We start from the raw sequence: 19,988 nt of genomic DNA, 5'->3' as shown, positions 1-19,988 counted from the left end.
GGTCCCTGCAGGCTTTGATATATTTCTTAACCAATACTGCCTTCCATCTCAAATTTGATGAGACGGTTCATTTCAACCGCGTATTCCATCGGCAATTCTTTTGTAAATGGCTCGATGAAGCCCATAACGATCATTTCCGTTGCTTCTTCTTGAGAAAGACCGCGGCTCATCAAGTAAAATAATTGCTCTTCGGATACTTTCGACACTTTTGCTTCGTGCTCAAGGGAAATGTTATCGTTTAAGATTTCATTGTATGGAATTGTATCAGATGTTGATTTGTTATCCATAATCAACGTGTCGCACTCGATGTTTGAGCGGGCACCGGTTGCTTTACGTCCGAAATGGACCTGGCCGCGGTAGGTTACTTTTCCACCCTGTTTCGAGATTGATTTTGATACGATCGTTGATGAAGTATTTGGTGCAAGGTGAATCATTTTTGCACCGGCATCCTGATGCTGTCCTTTACCGGCAAGCGCAATGGAAAGTGTGAGGCCGCGTGCACCTTCGCCTTTCAAAATAACAGCTGGATATTTCATCGTTAATTTTGAACCAATATTGCCATCAATCCATTCCATCGTTGCGTTTGCTTCACAAACTGCACGTTTCGTTACAAGGTTGAACACGTTATTCGCCCAGTTTTGAATCGTTGTATAGCGGCAGTATCCGCCTTCTTCAATGGCAATTTCAACGACTGCCGAGTGAAGCGAGTTCGTCGTATAAACCGGCGCTGTACACCCTTCAACGTAATGCACGCTTGCTCCTTTATCAACAATGATCAGTGTCCGTTCGAACTGACCCATGTTTTCCGAGTTAATGCGGAAATATGCTTGAAGCGGTGTATCCACTTTGATGCCAGGCGGTACATAAATGAACGAGCCTCCGGACCAAACAGCTGAATTCAACGCAGCAAATTTATTGTCTGTCGGTGGAATGATCGTTGCCCAGTATTTGCGGAAAATATCTTCATTTTCTTTTAAAGCAGAACCTGTGTCTTTAAAGACAATTCCTTGGTCTTCCAACTCTTCTTTCATGTTGTGGTACACAACTTCCGATTCGTACTGAGCGGAAACACCTGCCAAATATTTTTGTTCTGCTTCCGGAATGCCTAGCTTGTCAAACGTCTGCTTGATTTCTTCCGGCACTTCATCCCATGACCGCTCTGATTTTTCAGATGGCTTTACGTAATACGTAATTTCATCGAAGTTTAAAGAAGACATATCGCCTCCCCATTGCGGCATCGGCATTTTATAAAAATGATCCAATGATTTCAAGCGGAAGTCGAGCATCCATTGTGGTTCTTCTTTCAGTTTTGAAATTTCTTTAACGATTTCAGGCGTTAACCCGCGTTCTGAACGAAAAATCGATACATCGCGGTCATGAAAGCCATATTTGTAATCGCCAATTTCAGGGGCTTTTTTTGCCATGTTGCATTCCTCCTGTTAGTTTATTTCTCGTTCTGCAGTCCTTTTTCCATCGCTTTCCATGACAATGTTGCACATTTAATGCGAGCCGGAAATTTTGCAACGCCCTGCAGCGCTTCAATATCGCCAAGGTCTAAGTCATCTGGATAGTCGTTACCAAGCATCATATCAGAAAAGACACTGGACAGCTTTAGAGCGTGATCAATATCTTTTCCTTTGATCGCCTGGGTCATCATTGAAGCGGATGACATCGAAATAGAACAGCCTTCTCCATCAAATTTTGCATCAGTGACAATCCCATCTTCTACATTCATCGTCAAGTGGATACGGTCGCCGCACGTCGGGTTATTCATATCGACGGTTACGCTGCCGTCCTCAATGGCCCCTTTATTGCGCGGTTTTTTGTAATGATCCATAATCACCTGGCGATACAACTGATCTAAATTATTAAAAGACATCTGAGAAATACTCCTTCGTTTTTAACAAGCTGGCGGCAAGTCTGTCGATATCTTCTTCCGTGTTATATAAATAAAAGCTTGCACGTGCTGTTGCCGACACCTGGCACCATTTCATTAATGGCTGTGCACAGTGGTGGCCGGCACGGACAGCGATTCCTTCTGCATCCAGAACAGTTGCTACGTCATGTGGATGAACATCATCTAAGTTGAATGTTACCACACTTGCCCGTTCTTTTCCTCTTTGCGGGCCGAATATGACAATACCTGGAATATCAGACAGGGTATCCATAGCGTAAGAAGCCAGCTTATGTTCGTGCTGTTCAATATTATCAAGACCGATTTCGCTTAGAAAATCAATCGCCGCGCCTAAACCTACCGCACCGGCAATAATAGGGGTGCCGCCTTCAAACTTCCATGGGAGCTCTTTCCACGTTGATTCATATAAACCAACAAAGTCAATCATTTCGCCGCCAAACTCAATCGGCTCCATTTCCTCTAGAAGAGCCTGTCTCCCGTACAATGCTCCGATTCCAGTCGGTCCACACATTTTGTGCCCCGAAAAAGCGAAGAAGTCGCAGTTTAGCTTTTGTACATCAATCGCTAAATGCGGAGCGGCCTGGGCCCCGTCAACGACCATGACAGCACCATTTTCATGCGCAATTTTTGTAATCTCTTCAATCGGATTGATCGTTCCAAGCACATTCGATACCATCATTACTGAAACAATTTTTGTGTTCGGCGTAATGGTATTACGTACATCCTCTAATGAAATTGTGCCGTCTTCCTGTAAAGGAATGTATTTTAAAGTGGCGCCTGTGACCTTTGCCAGCTGCTGCCACGGAATAATATTCGAATGGTGCTCCATTGTCGTGATGACAATTTCGTCGCCTTCTTTAACATTAGCCCGGCCGTAGCTTTGGGCAACAAGATTTAACGCTGTAGTCGTCCCGCGAAGAAAAACAATTTCTTTTGTTGAAGCCGCGTTAATGAATTTGCGCACTTTATCACGGGCGCCTTCATATAAGTCGGTTGCGCGGTTGCCAAGCGTGTGAACACCTCTATGGACATTTGAATTGGAATGACGGTAATAGTCATTCACTGCTTCAATGACTTGAACCGGTTTTTGGGATGTTGCCGCGCTGTCAAGATAAACGAGTGGATAGCCGTTCACTTCTTGATCAAGAATCGGAAAATGCTTTCTCAATTCTGCTGCGTTCATTGGCGGACTTTCCTTTCAATGACACCTTTTAGCTGTTTTTTCACGTTCTCAATTGGAAGTTTATTCACAACTGGTGCCAAGAAACCATGAATAACAAGACGTTCTGCTTCCCGCTTCTCAATACCGCGACTCATCAGGTAATAAAGCTGAAGCGGATCAACACGGCCGACAGATGCTGCGTGTCCGGCTGTAACGTCATCTTCATCAATTAACAGAATCGGATTCGCATCACCACGCGCTTTTTCGCTGAGCATTAAAATGCGTGATTCTTGCACAGCATTTGATTTAGTTGCACCATGTTCGATTTTACCGATGCCATTAAAGATCGCTTTTGCTGCGTCTTTCATTACACCATGCTTTAAAATGTAGCCTTCTGTATGCTTGCCGAAATGAACGACTTTCGTTGTGAAGTTCATCGACTGGCTGCCTCGTCCAACAACTACCATTTTCGTGTCTGCAAACGAACCATCGCCAATCAGATTCGTAACGTTTTCCGAAATGGTATTTCCATCATTCATAATGCCCAGCGACCATTCGATTCGTGCGTTCGGCGCCGTAACACCACGGCGATTTACATAAGTTGTGACGTTTTCTGTAAGTGTATCAACCGCTCCATACGATACTTGTGAGTTATTACCAGCGATGACTTCCGTTACGATGTTCGCAACACCTTGCTTTGTTTCCACTGTCGAAATGTAATTTTCTACATATGTGACTGAGCTGTTCGCCTCAGTCACTACAATGACATGGTTAAAGATCGCTGCATTTTGATCGTCATGAATGAACACAGCCTGAACCGGTTCTTTAATTTCCACATTTTTGGGTACGTATAAAAACACGCCCCCATTTACAAGTGCTGCGTGAAGAGCTGTTAATTTATGCTCATCCGCTTTGACTACCTGTGTCATGAAATATTTTTGAAGAAGATCACTGTGTTCTTTTGCAGCAGTTGCAAAATCAGTAAAAATAACACCTGCTTCTTTTAGTTCATTTGAAATATTTAAAATGGATGGTACACCGTTGCGCTGCACGTATACGTTTTGCGTCTCATTCTCTGGCCCTACAACAGCCTGTGCTGCTTCTGGAAGCTCTGCAAACGAGTTAAACGGTGCGCTTTTGACGGCATGTGTACCGAACTCCGTAAAGTTCCATTTATCAATTTTTGTTTTGTCTGGCTTCGGAAGAGGCAGGTCTTCTGCTTTCTTAAACGCATCAAGACGCACGTTTAACAGCCATTCAGGTTCGTTGTTTGCAGCTGAAAAATCACGGATTCCTGATTCGTCAACTGTCCATAGTGTTTCAGTCATATTTGCTCCTCCTCGATTACTGTACCGTTTCGTCTTCGATGCCAAGTTCCTGCTTAATCCAGTCGTAGCCTTCTGCTTCAAGGCGCTCTGCAAGTTCTGCACCACCGGATTTAACAATTTTGCCCTGCATCATAACATGAACATAGTCAGGCGTGATGTAGTTCAAGAGACGCTGGTAATGTGTAATCATCAGGCAGCCGAAATCTTCTCCGCGCATTTTGTTGATGCCTTTTGATACGACTTTCAATGCATCAATATCAAGACCGGAGTCAATTTCATCAAGAATGGCGATTTTTGGTTCAATCGTCATCAATTGAAGAATTTCATTGCGCTTTTTCTCACCGCCAGAGAAACCTTCATTTAAGTAACGCTGTGACATATCTTGATCCATCTCAAGAAGGTCCATATTTCCGTCCATCTGGCGGATAAATTTCATCAATGAAATTTCATCACCTTCTTCGCGGCGGGCATTCACAGCGGAACGAAGGAACTCGGCGTTTGTTACGCCTGTAATTTCACTTGGGTATTGCATCGCAAGGAAAAGACCGGCACGTGCGCGTTCATCTACTTCCATACCAAGAACGTCTTCACCATCAAGCGTGATTGTTCCTTGTGTAACTTCATATTTAGGGTGACCCATAATCGCGGCAGAAAGGGTTGATTTACCTGTTCCGTTCGGGCCCATGATCGCATGGAACTCGCCGCCTTTAATTTCAAGGTTGACCCCTTTTAAAATTTCTTTCCCGTCGATTGAGACGTGAAGATCTTTGACTGTTAACGTTGATTGTGGCATATTTTACCCTCCGTATTCATCGGTTGAGACGACCGATTATGTCTATTCTCAGTTTATTCTCATTACAATCTTATAACAAATAGAATTTATATTCAACCATGGAAATCAGTTATATTAAGTATTCTCAAATAAACAAAGAAAAACCAGCTTTTCGGCCGGTTTTTCTCGGGTCCACAGGATGTGGATCACAAATGCGCTGCGGCATGATGTCGCAGCGCATTTGTTCTTCAATTATTAAAGGTGGTTCGTAAAATTACGGTTCATATCAGCAACCATGCGCATTGACTTTTGATAGTCCTCTTCGCGCCGCTGCTCAACTTCCATTCTCACTTCATGCTTCTGGCTGTACTCTGCATAGCCGACACCATAATTGGCGTGCATCGCTTTTTCCATACCTTCTGTGTGCTTCATATTAAGTGAGTTACTAATGGGGAATCAATCCTTTTCGTTTTTTTTTGGAAACTGGAACTTCCGCTATAATCATAACAAGGTTCAGCCGGGAGATGCAAAGGCTGTCTGGCATCCTCTCTCCCGCTCACATGGCGTGAGCTCTGGTATACTCTCATATAATACCCGTATCTCAGAATATAAACCTTATCCTCTTAAATTCGCAATTATCCGAAAAATGCATAAAAAGAAAACGCCCGGTAAAGTACCGGGCACTTCGTATATTTATTCTGTTACAGGAACAACTGCTCCGTTCCATTCTTCTGTAATAAAGTCTTGAATTTCTTTTGATTTTAGCACTTCAACCAGTGCCTTTATTTTTTCGGAATCTTCATCGCCTGCACGCGTTACAATTAAGTTTGCGTATGGTGAATCTGTGCCTTCAAGCGCGATGGAATCTTCCGTCGGGCTGATACCGGCGTCAATCGCATAGTTCGAGTTGATCACGACTGCATCGCCTTCATCATTATTATAAATTTGCGTCAATAGTGCCGGCTCGTAATCATAGTCAAACTTGATGTTTTTTGGATTTTCGGCAATATCGTCAAGAGCAGCTTGTGTTTTATCAATGCCATCTTTAATTTTAATTAAGCCTTCCGCTTCTAAAATCATCAAGATACGGCCATGCTCTGCAACCGAGTTGCTTAAAATAATCGTTGCGCCGTCAGGAAGTTCATCCAAGCTTTTGTATTTTTTTGAATAAACAGCCATTGGCTCAATATGAATTGCACCGGCACTTTCAAAGTCATACCCTTGTTCTTTTTCCTGAAGTTCAAGGTATGGAAGATGCTGGAAATAGTTTGCATCCAAATCTTCTTCTTCAAGCGCTGTGTTTGGCAAAACGTAGTCCTGGAACGTTTCGATTTGCAACTCATAGCCCTTTTCTTCCAAAAGCGGTTTTGCTTCTTCTAAAATCACGGCATGCGGTGTATTGGACGCCCCGACAACGATTGTTTTGTCTTCTTCTGAAGAACCTGAATCTGACCCTGTATCTGACGCTTCATCCCCGCCGCCGCACGCCGCGAGAATAAGCACAATGGCGGCTGTTAAAAAGCCTAAAAGCCATTTTTTCATACTGAATTCCTCCTAAAAATGAATTTATTTTATTAACGTTTATCAAGCTTACGGACTGCCGTATCGCCGATAAACTGAATAATAAACACGATTACTAAAATCACAATGGTAGCCATGATGGTTACATCATTGCGGCTGCGCTGGAAACCGTCTAAAAAGGCAAGATTCCCAAGACCGCCTGCACCGATCACACCGGCCATCGCCGTGTATCCAACAAGAGCAATGGCTGTCACGGTCAACCCGGAAACGAGGGCCGGCAGTGACTCCGGTATAAGGACTTTTCGGATGATTGTCCATGTGGAAGCCCCCATTGCCCGTGCTGCTTCAATAACGCCTTTATCAATCTCACGCAGCGCAATTTCCACCATCCGCGCGTAAAACGGTGCTGCTCCAATGATAAGCGCAGGCAACGCTGCGTTTTCGCCGATGATCGTACCCAAAATCGCTTTTGTAAATGGAATCAGCAGGACGATTAAAATAATAAATGGAATCGAGCGGAAAACGTTCACAATGACTGCTGTCACGCTGTAAACCGCTTTGTTTTCCCATAGCTGCCCTTTTGATGTTAAAAACAATAAGAGGCCAAGAAGCATGCCGAGAATAAACGTAATGACAACTGAAATGCTCGTCATATAGAGCGTTTCATACGTTGCTTCCCACATTTTCTCCCAGTCGACATTCGGAAACCACTGCTCAGTCATATGTAATCACCTCCGAATCGACTTGCTGGGCATCTAAAAACGCTACAGCTTTAGCAACTTCAGTTTGATCGCCCGTTACTTGAACAAACAATGTACCGTATGCACCGTTTTGCGTTTGTGAAATTTTCCCCTGCAAAATGTTTACACCGACGTTAAACGACCGGATCAGTTCGGTCACAACCGGCTGCTCGGCTGACACCCCGACAAATGTTAATTTAACAATTTTTCCGTCCGGATGCTCTGCCAGCAAATGCTGAATCGTTTCTTTTGATTCTTCCGGTTCGGTCACCTGTTGAACAAACCGCTTTGTGATCGGCTGCTCCGGCCGGCGGAACACATCGAGAACCGGGCCGAGCTCGACAATTTTGCCTTCTTCCATGACCGCAACCCGGTGGCAAATTTTTCGGATTACGTGCATTTCGTGTGTAATCAATACAATTGTTAAGCCAAGACGTTGGTTGATATCAACGAGAAGCTCTAAAATGGAATCCGTCGTCTGCGGGTCAAGGGCGGACGTTGCTTCATCGCAAAGAAGCACTTTCGGGTTGTTCGCGAGCGCGCGGGCAATGCCGACACGCTGCTTTTGACCGCCTGAAAGCTGCGCCGGATAGGAATCACCCCGTCCATCCAAACCTACGAGGTTTATCAATTCGTCAACGCGCTTGTTCCGTTCTGCTTTTGCCACGCCGGCAATCTCAAGCGGAAATGCGATATTTTCACGTATTGTGCGTGACCAAAGCAAGTTAAAGTGCTGAAAAATCATGCCGATTTCCTGCCGCGCTTTTCGAAGTTCCGATCCTTTAATCGTAGAGATTGTCCGCCCTGCTACGGTTACAGACCCTTCTGTTGGGGTTTCAAGTCCATTCAGCATGCGGATGAGTGTACTTTTCCCAGCGCCGCTGTAGCCGATCATGCCGAAAATTTCACCTTCCTGAACGGAAAGATTTATGTTGTCAACAGCCTTCACAGGACCATTTTTCGTTTGAAAGATCTTTTTTGCTTGCTCAATAAATATCACGGGATCACGTCCTTTCCACAAAAAAAGCCTGTCTGCCCATAATGACAGAAAGGCTTTGTGTTTAAATTTCCTTTCTCTCATCTTCCGAAGCATACTGCTTCGTGTGATTTGGCACCTTTTCTTTAAAAGACGGTTGCCGGGCTTCATCGGGCACATTCCCTCTGCCGCTCTTGATAAGAGTCTCTTTAATTATGAATTGGATTTTACCACCGTCACAATGATTGTGTCAACAACCCAATTTTAAATTTCGACAAAATTCGACGGATCTATAAAAGCGAACGTATTTCTTCATATATATAAGGAACTGACTGAAAAGCGTAAATTTTCTTTTTAAGCTTCCCTTTTTCGAGTAAAAGTAAACATGGTACGCTTTCAACTTCAAATTGCCGTGCCAAACCTTCTTGATAATTTAAATTGATGCGTTCGAGCGGAACATTTACATTCATCGCTTCCACCACATCAAGCATTTTCCCCGCCACCTGGCACGTGCCGCACATGGGCGTATACAAATAAAGAGCGGCTTTCGGTTTTGTAATAAACGCTTGTATCGATTTAATCGTTTCCATTTACTGCTAAATCCCTTCTTTCTGCAAAAACTCACCGCGCACATCGATGTTGGCACTCATTAAAATAGAAGCCAAGTAACGATGCGGTGCCGAAGCAACTTCTTTATAGCCTCGGTCGATATAGAGATGACGGGCGTGAGGAAGTTCGCGCTTAAACTGGCGGCGCAGTTTTTCACCTGACGAATCGGCATCAACCAAGATGTAAACGTCGCGCTCAAACAATTCATCCACCAGTTCATCAAGGCGCGAGACGCCAATCGTGCCATTCGTACAAATGATGTCCACTGGCTCTTTGACAATTTCAGCCACCCGTTTTCGATCAGATGACCCTTCGACGATAATCGTTTTTTCCACCATCATCACCAATCACCTCGCTGCACGTTATAATCTCTATTGTTACGTGTTTTCACAAAAAATGCAAAGTAAAAAGACCGGCAAAGTGCCGGTCCCGGTTTTAATCTTCTTTTGTCATTTCTTCATATTGCTCTGCTGTCATTAATCCATCAATTTGCGCAGCATCAGACGGCTCTACAACGACCATCCATGCTTTTTCATATGGTGATTCGTTGACGAATTCAGGGCTGTCATCTAACTCTTCGTTAATTTCAACAACCGTGCCGCTGACAGGTGCATACAATTCAGAAACAGTTTTAACCGATTCAACGCTGCCGAATGGCTCGTCTGCTGTTAATGTGTCACCGACAGATGGAAGCTCAACAAATACGATATCGCCGAGTTCCGATTGGGCAAAATCCGTAATGCCGATGCGCACTTTCCCGTCTTCTTGTTTTACCCATTCATGTTCTTCAGAATAACGCAGCTCTTTAGGCAAGTTCATGTGTATGTACCTCCAGATTAGAATAATTACACTTTACACTTTACACTTTACTGATTATTTGAGCGGAAAGCAAGAAAATCACTGCCACTTTTGCTTATAATCTTCTTCTTTAAAGCCGACGGTCACCGTTTCGCCTTCAATTGCAAGCGGCCGCTTGATCAGCATTCCATCCGTGGAAAGAATGTCGATCAGCTCATCGTCTGAAGCTGTTGCTACTTTATCTTTCAATCCAAGCTCACGGTATTTCTGTCCGCTTGTGTTAAAAAACTTTTTCAGCGGAAGTCCACTTTTTTCATATGCTTCCTTTAGTTCCGCTTTTGATGGCGGCGCCTCTACAATATGAATGGCTTCATACGATACATTATGCTCATCCAGCCACTTTTTAGCATTACGGCACGTCCCGCATTTCGGATACCAGTAAAATTTCATTATTTCTCACCTCATGACATCCATTTCGACATGATTGCAAAAAATCCTTTTTTAAATACGATTTGCTCACGCTCAAAACGGGGATGTCCCAAAAGTTTATTATCCATTCGGTATGCTGGCCTAGTATGAGTGAACGCCGATATAGTTCTGATTGCGCCGAAAAGATAGGTGCTAACGCCGAAAAAAACAATTTTCCGGCGTTAACGCCTAGTATTCCGGCTTTATTCTTCTTATTCCGGCGTTAACCCTTCTATTCCGGCGTTAACGAGAAAGAGTGAATAATAAAAAGCTGTCCCCAAAAACCAGATGTATCTGATTTATGGGACAGCCTCGCCCGCTCGTTAAACGACGTATTTCAATGATTCATTTAGACGATCCGCTGCTTCACGTTTTTTCGCGATAACGTTGATCGGCGTATGGCGGCCGAGCTTTCGCAGTACAGACATCATCATGCGCAGACTGTCACCGGATTCAATGGCAACGAGCGTTTCTTTCGCATGCACTTCGATTTCGTTGAATGCTTCCTGGCAGAAAATTTGTGTGTACAGTACTTTTTGTTTGTTTTTCTCTTCGCCGGACACCGCGATAGCTTTTTCTGTTCGCAGCACCGCTGATTCCATCGCATAGACGAGGTTAACGAGATCAGCGATGTTGGCAAGTACTTCCTGTTCTGCTTCTAACCCTTTGCCGTATTTCTGCACCGCAAGCCCAGCGGCGAGAAGCGCAATTTTTTTCGCGTTTTTCACGAGCATTTTTTCCTGTGCCAGCAGCTCTCCGCCGGGTTCTTCCGGCATAAGCGTCATGAGCTCGCCCTGCAGTTCTTTTGCTTTTTCAAATAACGGTAGTTCACCTTTAAATGCCTTTTTCACAAATGTGCCCGGTACGAGCAGCCGGTTAATTTCATTTGTTCCTTCGAAAATCCGGTTAATGCGAGAATCGCGGTACATACGGGCGATTTCATACTCTTCCATGAAGCCGTAGCCTCCATGAATTTGGACGCCTTCATCGACAATGTAATCGAGTACTTCCGAGCCAAAAAACTTGCCTAGCGAGCATTCAATTGCATACTCGGCAATGGACGCCGCAATGGCTTTGCCATCTTTTTGTTCCTCTTCAGACAGCGCGCTCATCCGCTCTTCAAAATAGCCGACAGTCCGGTAAATGGCACTTTCCGCCGCGTATAGTTTAGATGACATCGTGCCGAATTTTTCTTTGATCAAATTAAAATTGGCAATCGATGTTTTAAACTGCTTACGCTCGGCCGCATATTTAAGTGAAATGTCGAGTGCCCGCTTGGCGCTGCCGACGGTGCCGACGCCCAGCTTGTAGCGGCCGATATTTAAAATATTAAAGGCGATGACGTGCCCCCGTCCTGCTTCACCGAGCAGATTTTCAACCGGTACTTCGGCATCGGACAAAATTAATGTACGGGTTGAAGAGCTTTTAATGCCCATTTTCTCTTCTTCCGCACCAGTTGATACGCCTGGATAGCCTTTTTCGACGATAAATGCAGAAAACTGCTCGCCATCAATTTTTGCGTAAACGGTAAAAACGTCTGCAAAAGCGGAGTTAGTGATCCACTGTTTTTCACCATTTAACACGTAATGCGTGCCCGCTTCATTTAAACGTGCGGTCGTTTTCGCGCCGAGTGCATCTGAACCGGAACCTGGCTCTGTTAACGCATAGGCCGCAAAGCGGGTGCCGTCAGCGAGATCCGGTAAGTATGTTTCTTTTTGCTTTTCATTGCCAAATAACACAATCGGAAGTGACCCAATCCCGACGTGTGCGCCATGTGAAATTGAAAACCCACCTGCCACTGCCATCTTTTCCGCAATGAGCGCAGAGCTGACTTTGTCAAGGTTGAGCCCGCCATATTCTTCGGGTACATCCGCCGCAAGCAGCCCGAGTTCTCCTGCTTCCTGCAACAATTTCACCGATCGGTCAAATTCATGCTTTTCAAGGTACGGTACTTCCGGCATCACGCTGCCCATCACGTATTCTTCCGTTGTTTTTGCAATCATTTTTTGCTCATCTGAAAAATCTTCCGGTGTAAATATCGCATTTGCTTCGACTTCTTCTATTAAAAATGAACCACCTTTTGCTGCCATGATTATTTCCCCCTTTTATTAGTTGATCAGTTCAAATACCCCGGCGGCTCCCATTCCGCCTCCAATACACATTGTAACAACGCCGAACTGCTGATTACGGCGCTTTAATTCATGCAACAGCGTGAGCGTCAGCTTCGTTCCAGTGCAGCCGAGCGGATGACCGAGTGCAATTGCGCCGCCATTCACATTCACTTTGTCTTCATCAAGCCCGAGTTCTCGAATGACTTGAATCGACTGGGAAGCGAATGCTTCGTTCAGCTCAAACAAATTAATATCCGACAACTCAAGACCGGCAAGCTTGAGCGCTTTTGGCACGGCGACAACCGGCCCAACGCCCATAATTTCCGGCGGAACCCCTCCGACCGCAAATGAGCGAAACTTGGCGATTGGCTTTAATCCGAGTGATTCTGCCTGCTCCCGCTCCATCACCATGACTGCTGCTGCTCCGTCAGACGTTTGAGATGCATTCCCTGCCGTAACCGATCCTGTAACCGAAAATGCAGGACGCAGCTTTGCCAGTCCTCCCATTGATGTTCCGTGGCGAACCCCTTCATCCATCGAAAACGTCACATGTTCTTCATGTATTTTATGATCAGTGCCCACTTGACGGAACGTGACATCCACCGGCACAATTTCATCCACAAACTTTCCTTCCGCAATCGCGCGGCCGGCTTTTTCATGGCTCAAGACGGCAAAAGCATCCTGATCTGCTCGAGAAATGCCGTATTTTTTAGCGACTTCTTCTGCTGTATGGCCCATCGACATGTAATAGCCCGGCATTTCTTCTGCGATTTTGACGTTTGGCCGGGCGACATGGCCCATCATCGGCACTAAGCTCATCGATTCCGTTCCGCCGGCAATGATTGTGCTTGCATGGCCAAGCATGATCCGCTCTGCTGCATACGCGATCGACTGAAGACCGGACGAACAGTAGCGGTTGACTGTAATAGCCGGCACATCATGTGACAGCCCGGCGAGTGCGCCAATGTTCCGTGCTACATTTAATCCCTGCTCCGCTTCCGGCATCGCACAGCCAATAATCAAATCATCAATTTCTCCATCGTAATTTCCTGCCCGCTTGAGCGTTTCTTTCACGACCAGTGCACCTAGATCGTCTGGACGTGTATAACGAAGTGTTCCTTTTTTGGCCCGGCCGACCGGTGTCCGCGCTCCTGAGACAATAACCGCTTCTTTCATTTTATTTCTCCCCTTTAATTACGAAGTGGTTTTCCTTTAACGAGCATATGCTGCATGCGCTGCTGTGTTCTCGGCATTGCGGCAAGCTGCAAAAATGCTTCCCGTTCAAGCTCTAACAAGTATTCTTCATCAACGTTCGTTCCAAATGGTACGTTGCCGCCCGCAATAACCCAGGCGAGTTTTTTGGCAATCGTCAAGTCATGGTCGGAAATAAAACCGGATGCATGCATCGACTGGGCGCCTAAGAGCAATGTCGCATAACCGGTTTCCCCAGTGACCGGTATTTTTTTTCTGGCTGGTGCCGTATAGCCTCTATCCGCCAAATGAAGAGCGGCTTTTTTAGCGTCGTATAAAAGGTGATCTTGATTGACACTAATGCCATCTGAGTGATATAAAAAGTGATTGTCCCGCGCTTCCGCAGCAGATGTGGAAACGTTCGCCATCGCAATCGTTTCGAATACTTTATTGGCAACCGCCTGCAAATCATAGTCCACACCCTCTGCCATTTGGTTTAAATGGCGAATATAAAGCTCCTTGTTGCCGCCACCTCCAGGAATAAGACCCACGCCGACTTCAACAAGCCCCATATACGTTTCATGCGCTGCTTGAATGTGTGCGGCCGGCAGGCATACTTCTGTTCCGCCGCCGAGCGTCATTCCAAAGGGTGCTGCAACCACCGGCTTTGAGCTGTATTTAATCTTCATCATCGCCTGCTGAAAGTGCTTTACGGTCATATCAATTTCCCACATGTCATCATCCTGTGCCGTCATTAAAATCATCGCTAAATTCGCGCCGACACAGAAGTTTTTCCCTTGATTGCCAATGACGAGCGCTTTGTAATTTTTCTCCACTTCGTCTATAGAGGCATTGATCATTTGAATAATATCCATGCCGATCGCGTTGTTTGGCGAAGTAAATTGGAGCAGTGCCACCCCGTCCCCGATATCGTGCAGACGCGCGCCGCTGTTTTCTTTAATCACTTTTGTTCCTTTACGCAAATGAATGACTTTTTCATTTTTCGCGAACGGCTTGTAGGATTTTGAGGCAGGATCGTAATACTGCCCGTCTTGGTAAAACGGACCATTCATTTCCTTCACCCAACCGGAAACAGCCAGCCCTTCCGCTTCCATTTTTTCGACGGATTCTTTTACACCGATCTTATCCCATATTTCAAAGGGGCCGTCGTTCCAGCCAAACCCCCATTTCATCGCCTGGTCAATCGACACAATGTCGTCAGCGATTTCACCAGTAAGCTGAGCTGAATAAAGAAGTGTTGGTGCCAGCATATCCCAAAGAAATTGTCCTGCTTCATCCTTTGTGTAAACGAGTGTTTTCCATTTGGCTGGCCCTTTTTGCTGCTTTGCCATTTCAACTGAATTCGCTTTCATTTTTTTGCGTTCAACGTATTCCATCGTCCCAGCGTTCAATTCTAAAATTTCTTTTCCTTCTTTTTTGAAAAACCCCTGCCCCGCTTTTGCGCCAAGCCAGCCTTTTTTCTGCATGCGAACAAGCACTTCCGGTACATCAAAAACAGCTTGTTCCTCTCCTGATGTCTGGTCATACACGTTTTTCGCTACATGAATAAATGTGTCAAGGCCGACAACATCGAGCGTCCGGAAAGTAGCGCTCTTCGGTCTTCCAATGAGTGGACCTGTGATAGAATCCACTTCGCCAAATGACAAATCCATGTCTTTCATGACGTGCATCGTTTTCAATAAACTGTATGTGCCAATCCGGTTGGCGATAAAATTCGGCGTGTCTTTCGCCAGCACGACTCCTTTGCCGAGGATATTTTCACCGAACGATTTCATGTATGCCGTCACAGCTGGATCTGTATCGTTTGTCGGAATCACTTCAAGCAGCTTTAAATAACGGGGCGGGTTAAAAAAATGGGTACCAAGAAAATGCTTTTTAAAATCGTCGCTCCGTCCTTCTTTCATCGCGTTTATTGAGATTCCAGATGTGTTTGATGAAACGATGCTGCCTTTTTTACGGTGGGCATCTACAAGCTCAAAAATCGATTTTTTCACGTCAAGCCGTTCAACTATGACTTCGATAATCCAGTCTGCTTCCGCTAATTTATCCAAATCATCTTCAAGATTGCCTGCCGTAATGAGCGCCTCATTTTGTTTAGAGGCGAGCGGTGCGGGCTTTTGCTTAAACAACTTCTGGATAGCGCTTTCAGAAAGATGATTGCGATTTTCTTCTTTATCCGATACGATATCGAGCAAAACGGATGGAATGCCTATATTGGCCAGGTGCGCTGCAATGCCAGACCCCATGACACCAGATCCGATCACGGCCGCTTTATGGATGTGCTGAACCACGTTCGTGTCCCCCTCTTGAATGAATGCTCATTCATTTATTATATTTTCACTATACCCTACCTTTTTTTAAATTTCAACTGTCACATGAGGGAAATTTTCGGGTAAACTAGTGGAAAGTTGATGAATTGCTTGTTCTTTATTGCCTTCATGCAATGGAGACAGGCCTTGTGAAAGGATGTGTCAGCCATGAGAGAAAAGATTGTGCAATTAGTTGTCCTAGCTGCATGTGTTGGTCTTGTTTATTTTTCAATCCGTTTTTATTCGAACGAATTGTCGGTTGCGTTTACGTATTTAGCTGGTGGAATTTCGGTGTTTGTCGTGCTGAGTCTCCTTCTGTTTGATTCACGGGGCACGAATTCAAAAGTAGCGTGGAGTGCGCTCGTTCTCGCATTCCCTCTTGCCGGTGCCGTTGTATACGCCGTATTCGGACGCGATCCAAGAAGACGGATGCTGCCGAAGCAGGTGATTTCGGAAACCGTTAAATTTATTACAACAATGCGGCATCTCGGAAAAGAATGGGACATTTCGGAACAGCTTCCCGAAGCGAAAAATATCCGGAATATGACGGGCTTTGAAGCGCTTGCTGGCAATAAAGTAGATATTTTAACAAATGGAGATGAAACGTTTCCTGCTATTTTAGAGGCGATCCGCCATGCAGAACACCATATTCATATTCAATATTATATTTTCAGGAATGATGAAATCTCTATGCAAATACGTGATGCGCTCATTGAACGGGCAGAGGCTAATGTGCACGTACGCTTTTTGTTTGATGGACTCGGTTCGTCCGGTCTGCCGAAATCGTTTTTAAAACCGCTCAGAGATGCGGGCGGCGAAGCGCATGCCTTTGACTCCATTGTATCGCCCTGGCTGACGCGCACCGCCAATTTGCGAAACCATCGGAAAATGGTTGTGGTCGACGGTCACACCGGTTTTACCGGCGGATTAAATGTAGGAGAAGAATACCGAAGCAATACGCCTCAATTCGAAGTGTGGCGCGATACTCACATTCGGATGGAGGGACCGGCTGTCCGCCAGCTGCAAGAATCTTTTATTACCGACTGGATTCATGCGACAGGTGCCAAGTCATCGCTGTTGGATGAATTAAAAGAGCCATTTCGATTTGAAGTGTATTTTCCTTCAAAGGTGCATGAAGCCGATCAAATGGTGCAGACCGTTTACGGCGGACCGTATAATGAGGAACGCGACGTACGCGATGCCATGATGGAAATGATTCAGTCAGCGGAAAAATCGATTTGGATCGCTTCTCCGTATTTCGTGCCAGATGATGAAGCACTTGCTGCCATCCGTGTTGCAGCCCGCAGCGGTAAAGATGTGCGTGTAATTGTGCCGGGTAAAGGCGACCGGGCTCTTTCGTTTTATGGAACGAATTCGTATTTTAAAGATTTACTCAGCGCTGGTGTAAAAGTGTTTGCGTACCGTGATGATTCTTTTATCCATGCTAAAGTTTTATTAATTGATAATGTGCATGCCATCGTCGGCACTGCCAATTTCGATGTCCGCAGTTTCCGGTTGAATCATGAACTGATGACATTTTTATATAACCGGACACCTGCTGTTGAAAAAATTGAAATTGATTTTCTTCATGACTTTGCTGACTCCGTTCCGGTCAGCCGCGAACGTTACGAGCACCGCACGTTTCTAAAACGAATCGGTGAATCACTTGCCCGTCTGTTGTCACCGATTTTATAAAAAAAGCGGTCACCTTTTACCGTGGTGACCGCTTTTTCACTTAAAACCCGCAAATGTATTCGGTTAGTACTTCTTTATAAGTAACCAGTGAAGCTGTATCAACATATTCATTCTTCCCATGATGATTGGCGCCGCATGGACCAAATTCGACCGCCGGAATGCCGCGTGCCGCATAAAAACGTGTATCAGCTGTTCCATGCTGGCCAAACAGCTGAATGTTTCGTTCGCATATACGCTCGGCCGCTTTTTGGAGCCGGACGATTAATGGATGATCTGGGTTTGTTTGCACAGGCTCCCCTTCACTCAGCACCCGAATCGTCCCATTTACCACCCCTTTTATTTCACTGAGCAGAACGGACGGATTCTGCCCCGGCAAATAGCGAATGTCAAGGTCCATAATACAGCGGTCCGGTACTTGATTAATGGCCTGGCCGGCTTGGATCCGGGCAAGATTAAGCGACGGATGCTCGAAATAAGGCGTACTTACATTAAAAATAGGCAGTGCTTCAATCTTCTTATACGTCTCGACGGCGTTTAAAATCGCATTATCGCCAAGCCACGGCCGGCTGCCGTGAGCGGAGACACCTTCAATTTCTATTTCCAGCTGCAATAAACCTTTCGCCTGTACAGCAATATCCAGGTTTGTCGTTTCGCCGCAAATGACGACATCGCCAATTAACCCATGTTCTACTAAATACTTTGTTCCTTTTTGCCCGCCTTTTTCTTCATCCGGCACAAGAGCGAGCATCACCTTGCACGGCAGCTCTTCTTGAACGAGCTCAGCCATCACATGCATCATCACCGCTATCGAACCAAGCATGTCAAAACTCCCGCGTCCGTAAAGCTTTCCATCTGCGACGTATGGAATAAATTGATCCGGTCCTGCCGGTACAACGTCTAAATGGCCATTTAAAATAATCGTCGGCCCTTCTTTGCCGATGATGGCAACGACACTTTTCAACCCTTCATTGTCAATGACTCTCGCATGAACACCATTCGCTGCCAGCCATTCCGAACAATATTCGGCGGCCGCGTTAATCCGGTCTTTTTCCACCGTTCGGAATTCAACCAATTTTCGTGTTAAAGATACTATTGATTCTTTCATTCGCTCCCTCTCCTTTACTGCAAAAACCGTCTTTTATATAACTTCCTTTTGTTTACACAAATAAACATACAAAATGAAGCTGAACAGTGCACAAAAAAGCGCACAAATACCAATAAATGCGTAGCCCGCCTGCATACCACGCACCACACCCATTTCTGCTCCCGCCTGTTCGGCAACGATTCGGTTGATGCCGGTGATAATCGCGCCAATGATAAAATTACCGGCTACTGTGCCGATGCCCATTAACGTGACAACAAACGTAATTGCGGTGTCGCTGTTTTCACGATACCGGCGGGCAATCATCGCCATGACGGTCGGATAAACAGGTGCAATACCGATTCCGGCCGCTGCCAGCAAAATCGCACCGGGCTCGCCGATCACAAGCCCAATAAAAGTTAACAATGCGGATAAGCCTCCAAATAAAATGAGTGATACCGTAAAGCCAATCCGATCTGTAATCGGTCCTAAAAACAATCGTGAAAAGGTAAAAAACAAAAAGAAAATCGACAGCATTTTGGACGCATCCGCGTTACTCCAGCCGTACGCTTTTTCTAAAAAGTTGACGAGCCATCCGCCGACAGACATTTCCGATACGACGCCAAACGATAAAATAAGGACGATCAGCCAAATAACCGGATCCCGCATCAGCGTTTGCATTGGCAGCCGATTTTCTGCTTGAAAATCATCTGCCGGGAACCGGCTTGCGAAAGCTGGAATCATCGGAATAAGCGAAAGCAGCATCACGATCAAATACATGCCGCGCCAATCCAGCAGCACTCCGCTCATTGTCACATTCATTAAACCAGAGGCCAGTATGGGCGCGACAATCGAGCTGAGCCCATAGAAAAAATGCGCCAGGTTCATCATCGTCCCGGTATTTTTCACGAATAGGCGTGCGCTTAAAATCGCTAACACAATTTCAAGCATGCCATTTCCGACGTACATAAAAAAATAGGCCCCGGCAAGGCCGGTGTATGTATTAGAAAAATAAATGAATATACCAGATAAAGTCATAAATCCGAACGATGCCACACTCACCACTTTGATGCCAAATCTTCTTGTTAAGTAAGCGGTAAACGTACACGCAAGCAAATAGGCGATCGAATTAAATGAAAGAAGTGTGCCAACCTGAAAGGCATCGAGCTCAAAATCTGCTTGAATACGCGGCATTGCCGGTCCTTTTACATTTTCCGAAAAGCCAAAAATAAGAAAGCCGACGAACACTGTCGCCAGCATAAAAAAGTAATTCCATTTCATTTTTCAATCC

At 45.4% G+C, this 19,988-nt stretch carries 19 protein-coding genes and 1 riboswitch; of the genes, 1 reads left to right on the top strand and 18 read right to left on the bottom strand.

The window, feature by feature from the left end; all coding sequences use genetic code 11:
- Positions 1–26: 26 nt before the first annotated feature.
- The 16 genes from sufB to VQ00_RS01965 form a co-directional block, all read right to left on the bottom strand.
- The gene (gene sufB, locus VQ00_RS02035; protein ID WP_046178448.1) at positions 27–1,424 is read right to left on the bottom strand and encodes a Fe-S cluster assembly protein SufB; all 1,398 of its coding nucleotides are present in this window, start codon (positions 1,422–1,424) and stop codon (positions 27–29) included.
- Between the two features lie 20 nt (positions 1,425–1,444).
- The gene (sufU, locus tag VQ00_RS02030; RefSeq protein ID WP_046178447.1) at positions 1,445–1,879 is read right to left on the bottom strand and encodes a Fe-S cluster assembly sulfur transfer protein SufU; all 435 of its coding nucleotides are present in this window, start codon (positions 1,877–1,879) and stop codon (positions 1,445–1,447) included.
- On the bottom strand, positions 1,869–3,098 hold the full coding sequence (locus VQ00_RS02025; protein WP_046178446.1) for a cysteine desulfurase: 1,230 nt from the start codon (positions 3,096–3,098) through the stop codon (positions 1,869–1,871). Before VQ00_RS02025 ends, sufU begins: the two co-directional genes overlap by 11 nt.
- Positions 3,095–4,405, bottom strand: coding sequence for a Fe-S cluster assembly protein SufD (gene sufD, locus VQ00_RS02020; RefSeq protein WP_046178445.1), 1,311 nt, complete (start codon positions 4,403–4,405; stop codon positions 3,095–3,097). The genes VQ00_RS02025 and sufD overlap by 4 nt, the downstream gene beginning before the upstream one ends.
- A gap of 16 nt (positions 4,406–4,421) precedes the next feature.
- On the bottom strand, positions 4,422–5,198 hold the full coding sequence (gene sufC / locus VQ00_RS02015) for a Fe-S cluster assembly ATPase SufC (protein ID WP_046178444.1): 777 nt from the start codon (positions 5,196–5,198) through the stop codon (positions 4,422–4,424).
- Positions 5,199–5,432: 234 nt separating this feature from the next.
- Positions 5,433–5,609 (bottom strand): YuzK family famiily protein, encoded by a 177-nt coding sequence (locus VQ00_RS18765; RefSeq protein WP_172645528.1) that lies wholly within the window; start codon positions 5,607–5,609, stop codon positions 5,433–5,435.
- A gap of 261 nt (positions 5,610–5,870) precedes the next feature.
- On the bottom strand, positions 5,871–6,719 hold the full coding sequence (locus VQ00_RS02010; protein ID WP_046178443.1) for a MetQ/NlpA family ABC transporter substrate-binding protein: 849 nt from the start codon (positions 6,717–6,719) through the stop codon (positions 5,871–5,873).
- Between the two features lie 32 nt (positions 6,720–6,751).
- The gene (locus VQ00_RS02005) at positions 6,752–7,420 is read right to left on the bottom strand and encodes a methionine ABC transporter permease (protein ID WP_046178442.1); all 669 of its coding nucleotides are present in this window, start codon (positions 7,418–7,420) and stop codon (positions 6,752–6,754) included.
- Positions 7,413–8,438 carry a methionine ABC transporter ATP-binding protein gene (locus tag VQ00_RS02000; protein ID WP_046178908.1) on the bottom strand — a complete coding sequence of 342 codons (1,026 nt, stop codon included), beginning with the start codon at positions 8,436–8,438 and terminating at the stop codon, positions 7,413–7,415. The genes VQ00_RS02005 and VQ00_RS02000 overlap by 8 nt, the downstream gene beginning before the upstream one ends.
- 74 nt (positions 8,439–8,512) lie before the next feature.
- Positions 8,513–8,618: riboswitch (SAM riboswitch) on the bottom strand.
- A gap of 86 nt (positions 8,619–8,704) precedes the next feature.
- Positions 8,705–9,004: a thioredoxin family protein gene (locus tag VQ00_RS01995; RefSeq protein ID WP_046178441.1), complete on the bottom strand. Its 300-nt coding sequence runs from the start codon at positions 9,002–9,004 to the stop codon at positions 8,705–8,707.
- Positions 9,005–9,010: 6 nt separating this feature from the next.
- Positions 9,011–9,364, bottom strand: a complete 354-nt coding sequence (locus VQ00_RS01990) for a TOPRIM domain-containing protein (protein WP_046178440.1) — start codon at positions 9,362–9,364, stop codon at positions 9,011–9,013.
- Positions 9,365–9,458: 94 nt separating this feature from the next.
- Positions 9,459–9,842, bottom strand: coding sequence for a glycine cleavage system protein GcvH (gene gcvH / locus VQ00_RS01985; RefSeq protein WP_046178439.1), 384 nt, complete (start codon positions 9,840–9,842; stop codon positions 9,459–9,461).
- Positions 9,843–9,920: 78 nt separating this feature from the next.
- On the bottom strand, positions 9,921–10,271 hold the full coding sequence (locus VQ00_RS01980) for an arsenate reductase family protein (RefSeq protein ID WP_046178438.1): 351 nt from the start codon (positions 10,269–10,271) through the stop codon (positions 9,921–9,923).
- A 341-nt stretch (positions 10,272–10,612) separates the two neighbouring features.
- Complete coding sequence (locus VQ00_RS01975; RefSeq protein ID WP_046178437.1) at positions 10,613–12,379, bottom strand: acyl-CoA dehydrogenase family protein; 1,767 nt, start codon at positions 12,377–12,379, stop codon at positions 10,613–10,615.
- 18 nt (positions 12,380–12,397) lie between these two features.
- Complete coding sequence (locus tag VQ00_RS01970; protein ID WP_046178436.1) at positions 12,398–13,576, bottom strand: acetyl-CoA C-acetyltransferase; 1,179 nt, start codon at positions 13,574–13,576, stop codon at positions 12,398–12,400.
- Positions 13,577–13,590: 14 nt separating this feature from the next.
- Positions 13,591–15,903, bottom strand: a complete 2,313-nt coding sequence (locus tag VQ00_RS01965; RefSeq protein ID WP_082091433.1) for a 3-hydroxyacyl-CoA dehydrogenase/enoyl-CoA hydratase family protein — start codon at positions 15,901–15,903, stop codon at positions 13,591–13,593.
- 186 nt (positions 15,904–16,089) lie between these two features.
- Between VQ00_RS01965 and cls the strand changes: the two genes are divergently transcribed.
- The gene (cls, locus tag VQ00_RS01960) at positions 16,090–17,616 is read left to right on the top strand and encodes a cardiolipin synthase (protein ID WP_046178435.1); all 1,527 of its coding nucleotides are present in this window, start codon (positions 16,090–16,092) and stop codon (positions 17,614–17,616) included.
- A gap of 40 nt (positions 17,617–17,656) precedes the next feature.
- On the opposite strand, the gene VQ00_RS01955 is transcribed toward cls, so the two are convergent.
- Together VQ00_RS01955 and VQ00_RS01950 are read right to left on the bottom strand one after the other, a co-directional pair.
- Positions 17,657–18,721, bottom strand: coding sequence for a M20 family metallopeptidase (locus tag VQ00_RS01955; protein WP_046178434.1), 1,065 nt, complete (start codon positions 18,719–18,721; stop codon positions 17,657–17,659).
- Positions 18,722–18,754: 33 nt separating this feature from the next.
- Positions 18,755–19,978, bottom strand: coding sequence for an MFS transporter (locus tag VQ00_RS01950; RefSeq protein ID WP_046178433.1), 1,224 nt, complete (start codon positions 19,976–19,978; stop codon positions 18,755–18,757).
- Positions 19,979–19,988 lie beyond the last annotated feature (10 nt).

The sequence above is a fragment of the Domibacillus tundrae genome, from assembly GCF_000970675.1.
GTDB classification, from domain to species: Bacteria; Bacillota; Bacilli; order Bacillales; family Domibacillaceae; genus Domibacillus; species Domibacillus tundrae.
Note: the sequence above shows the minus strand (reverse complement) of the source record. Positions and strands in the feature narration are given on the sequence as shown.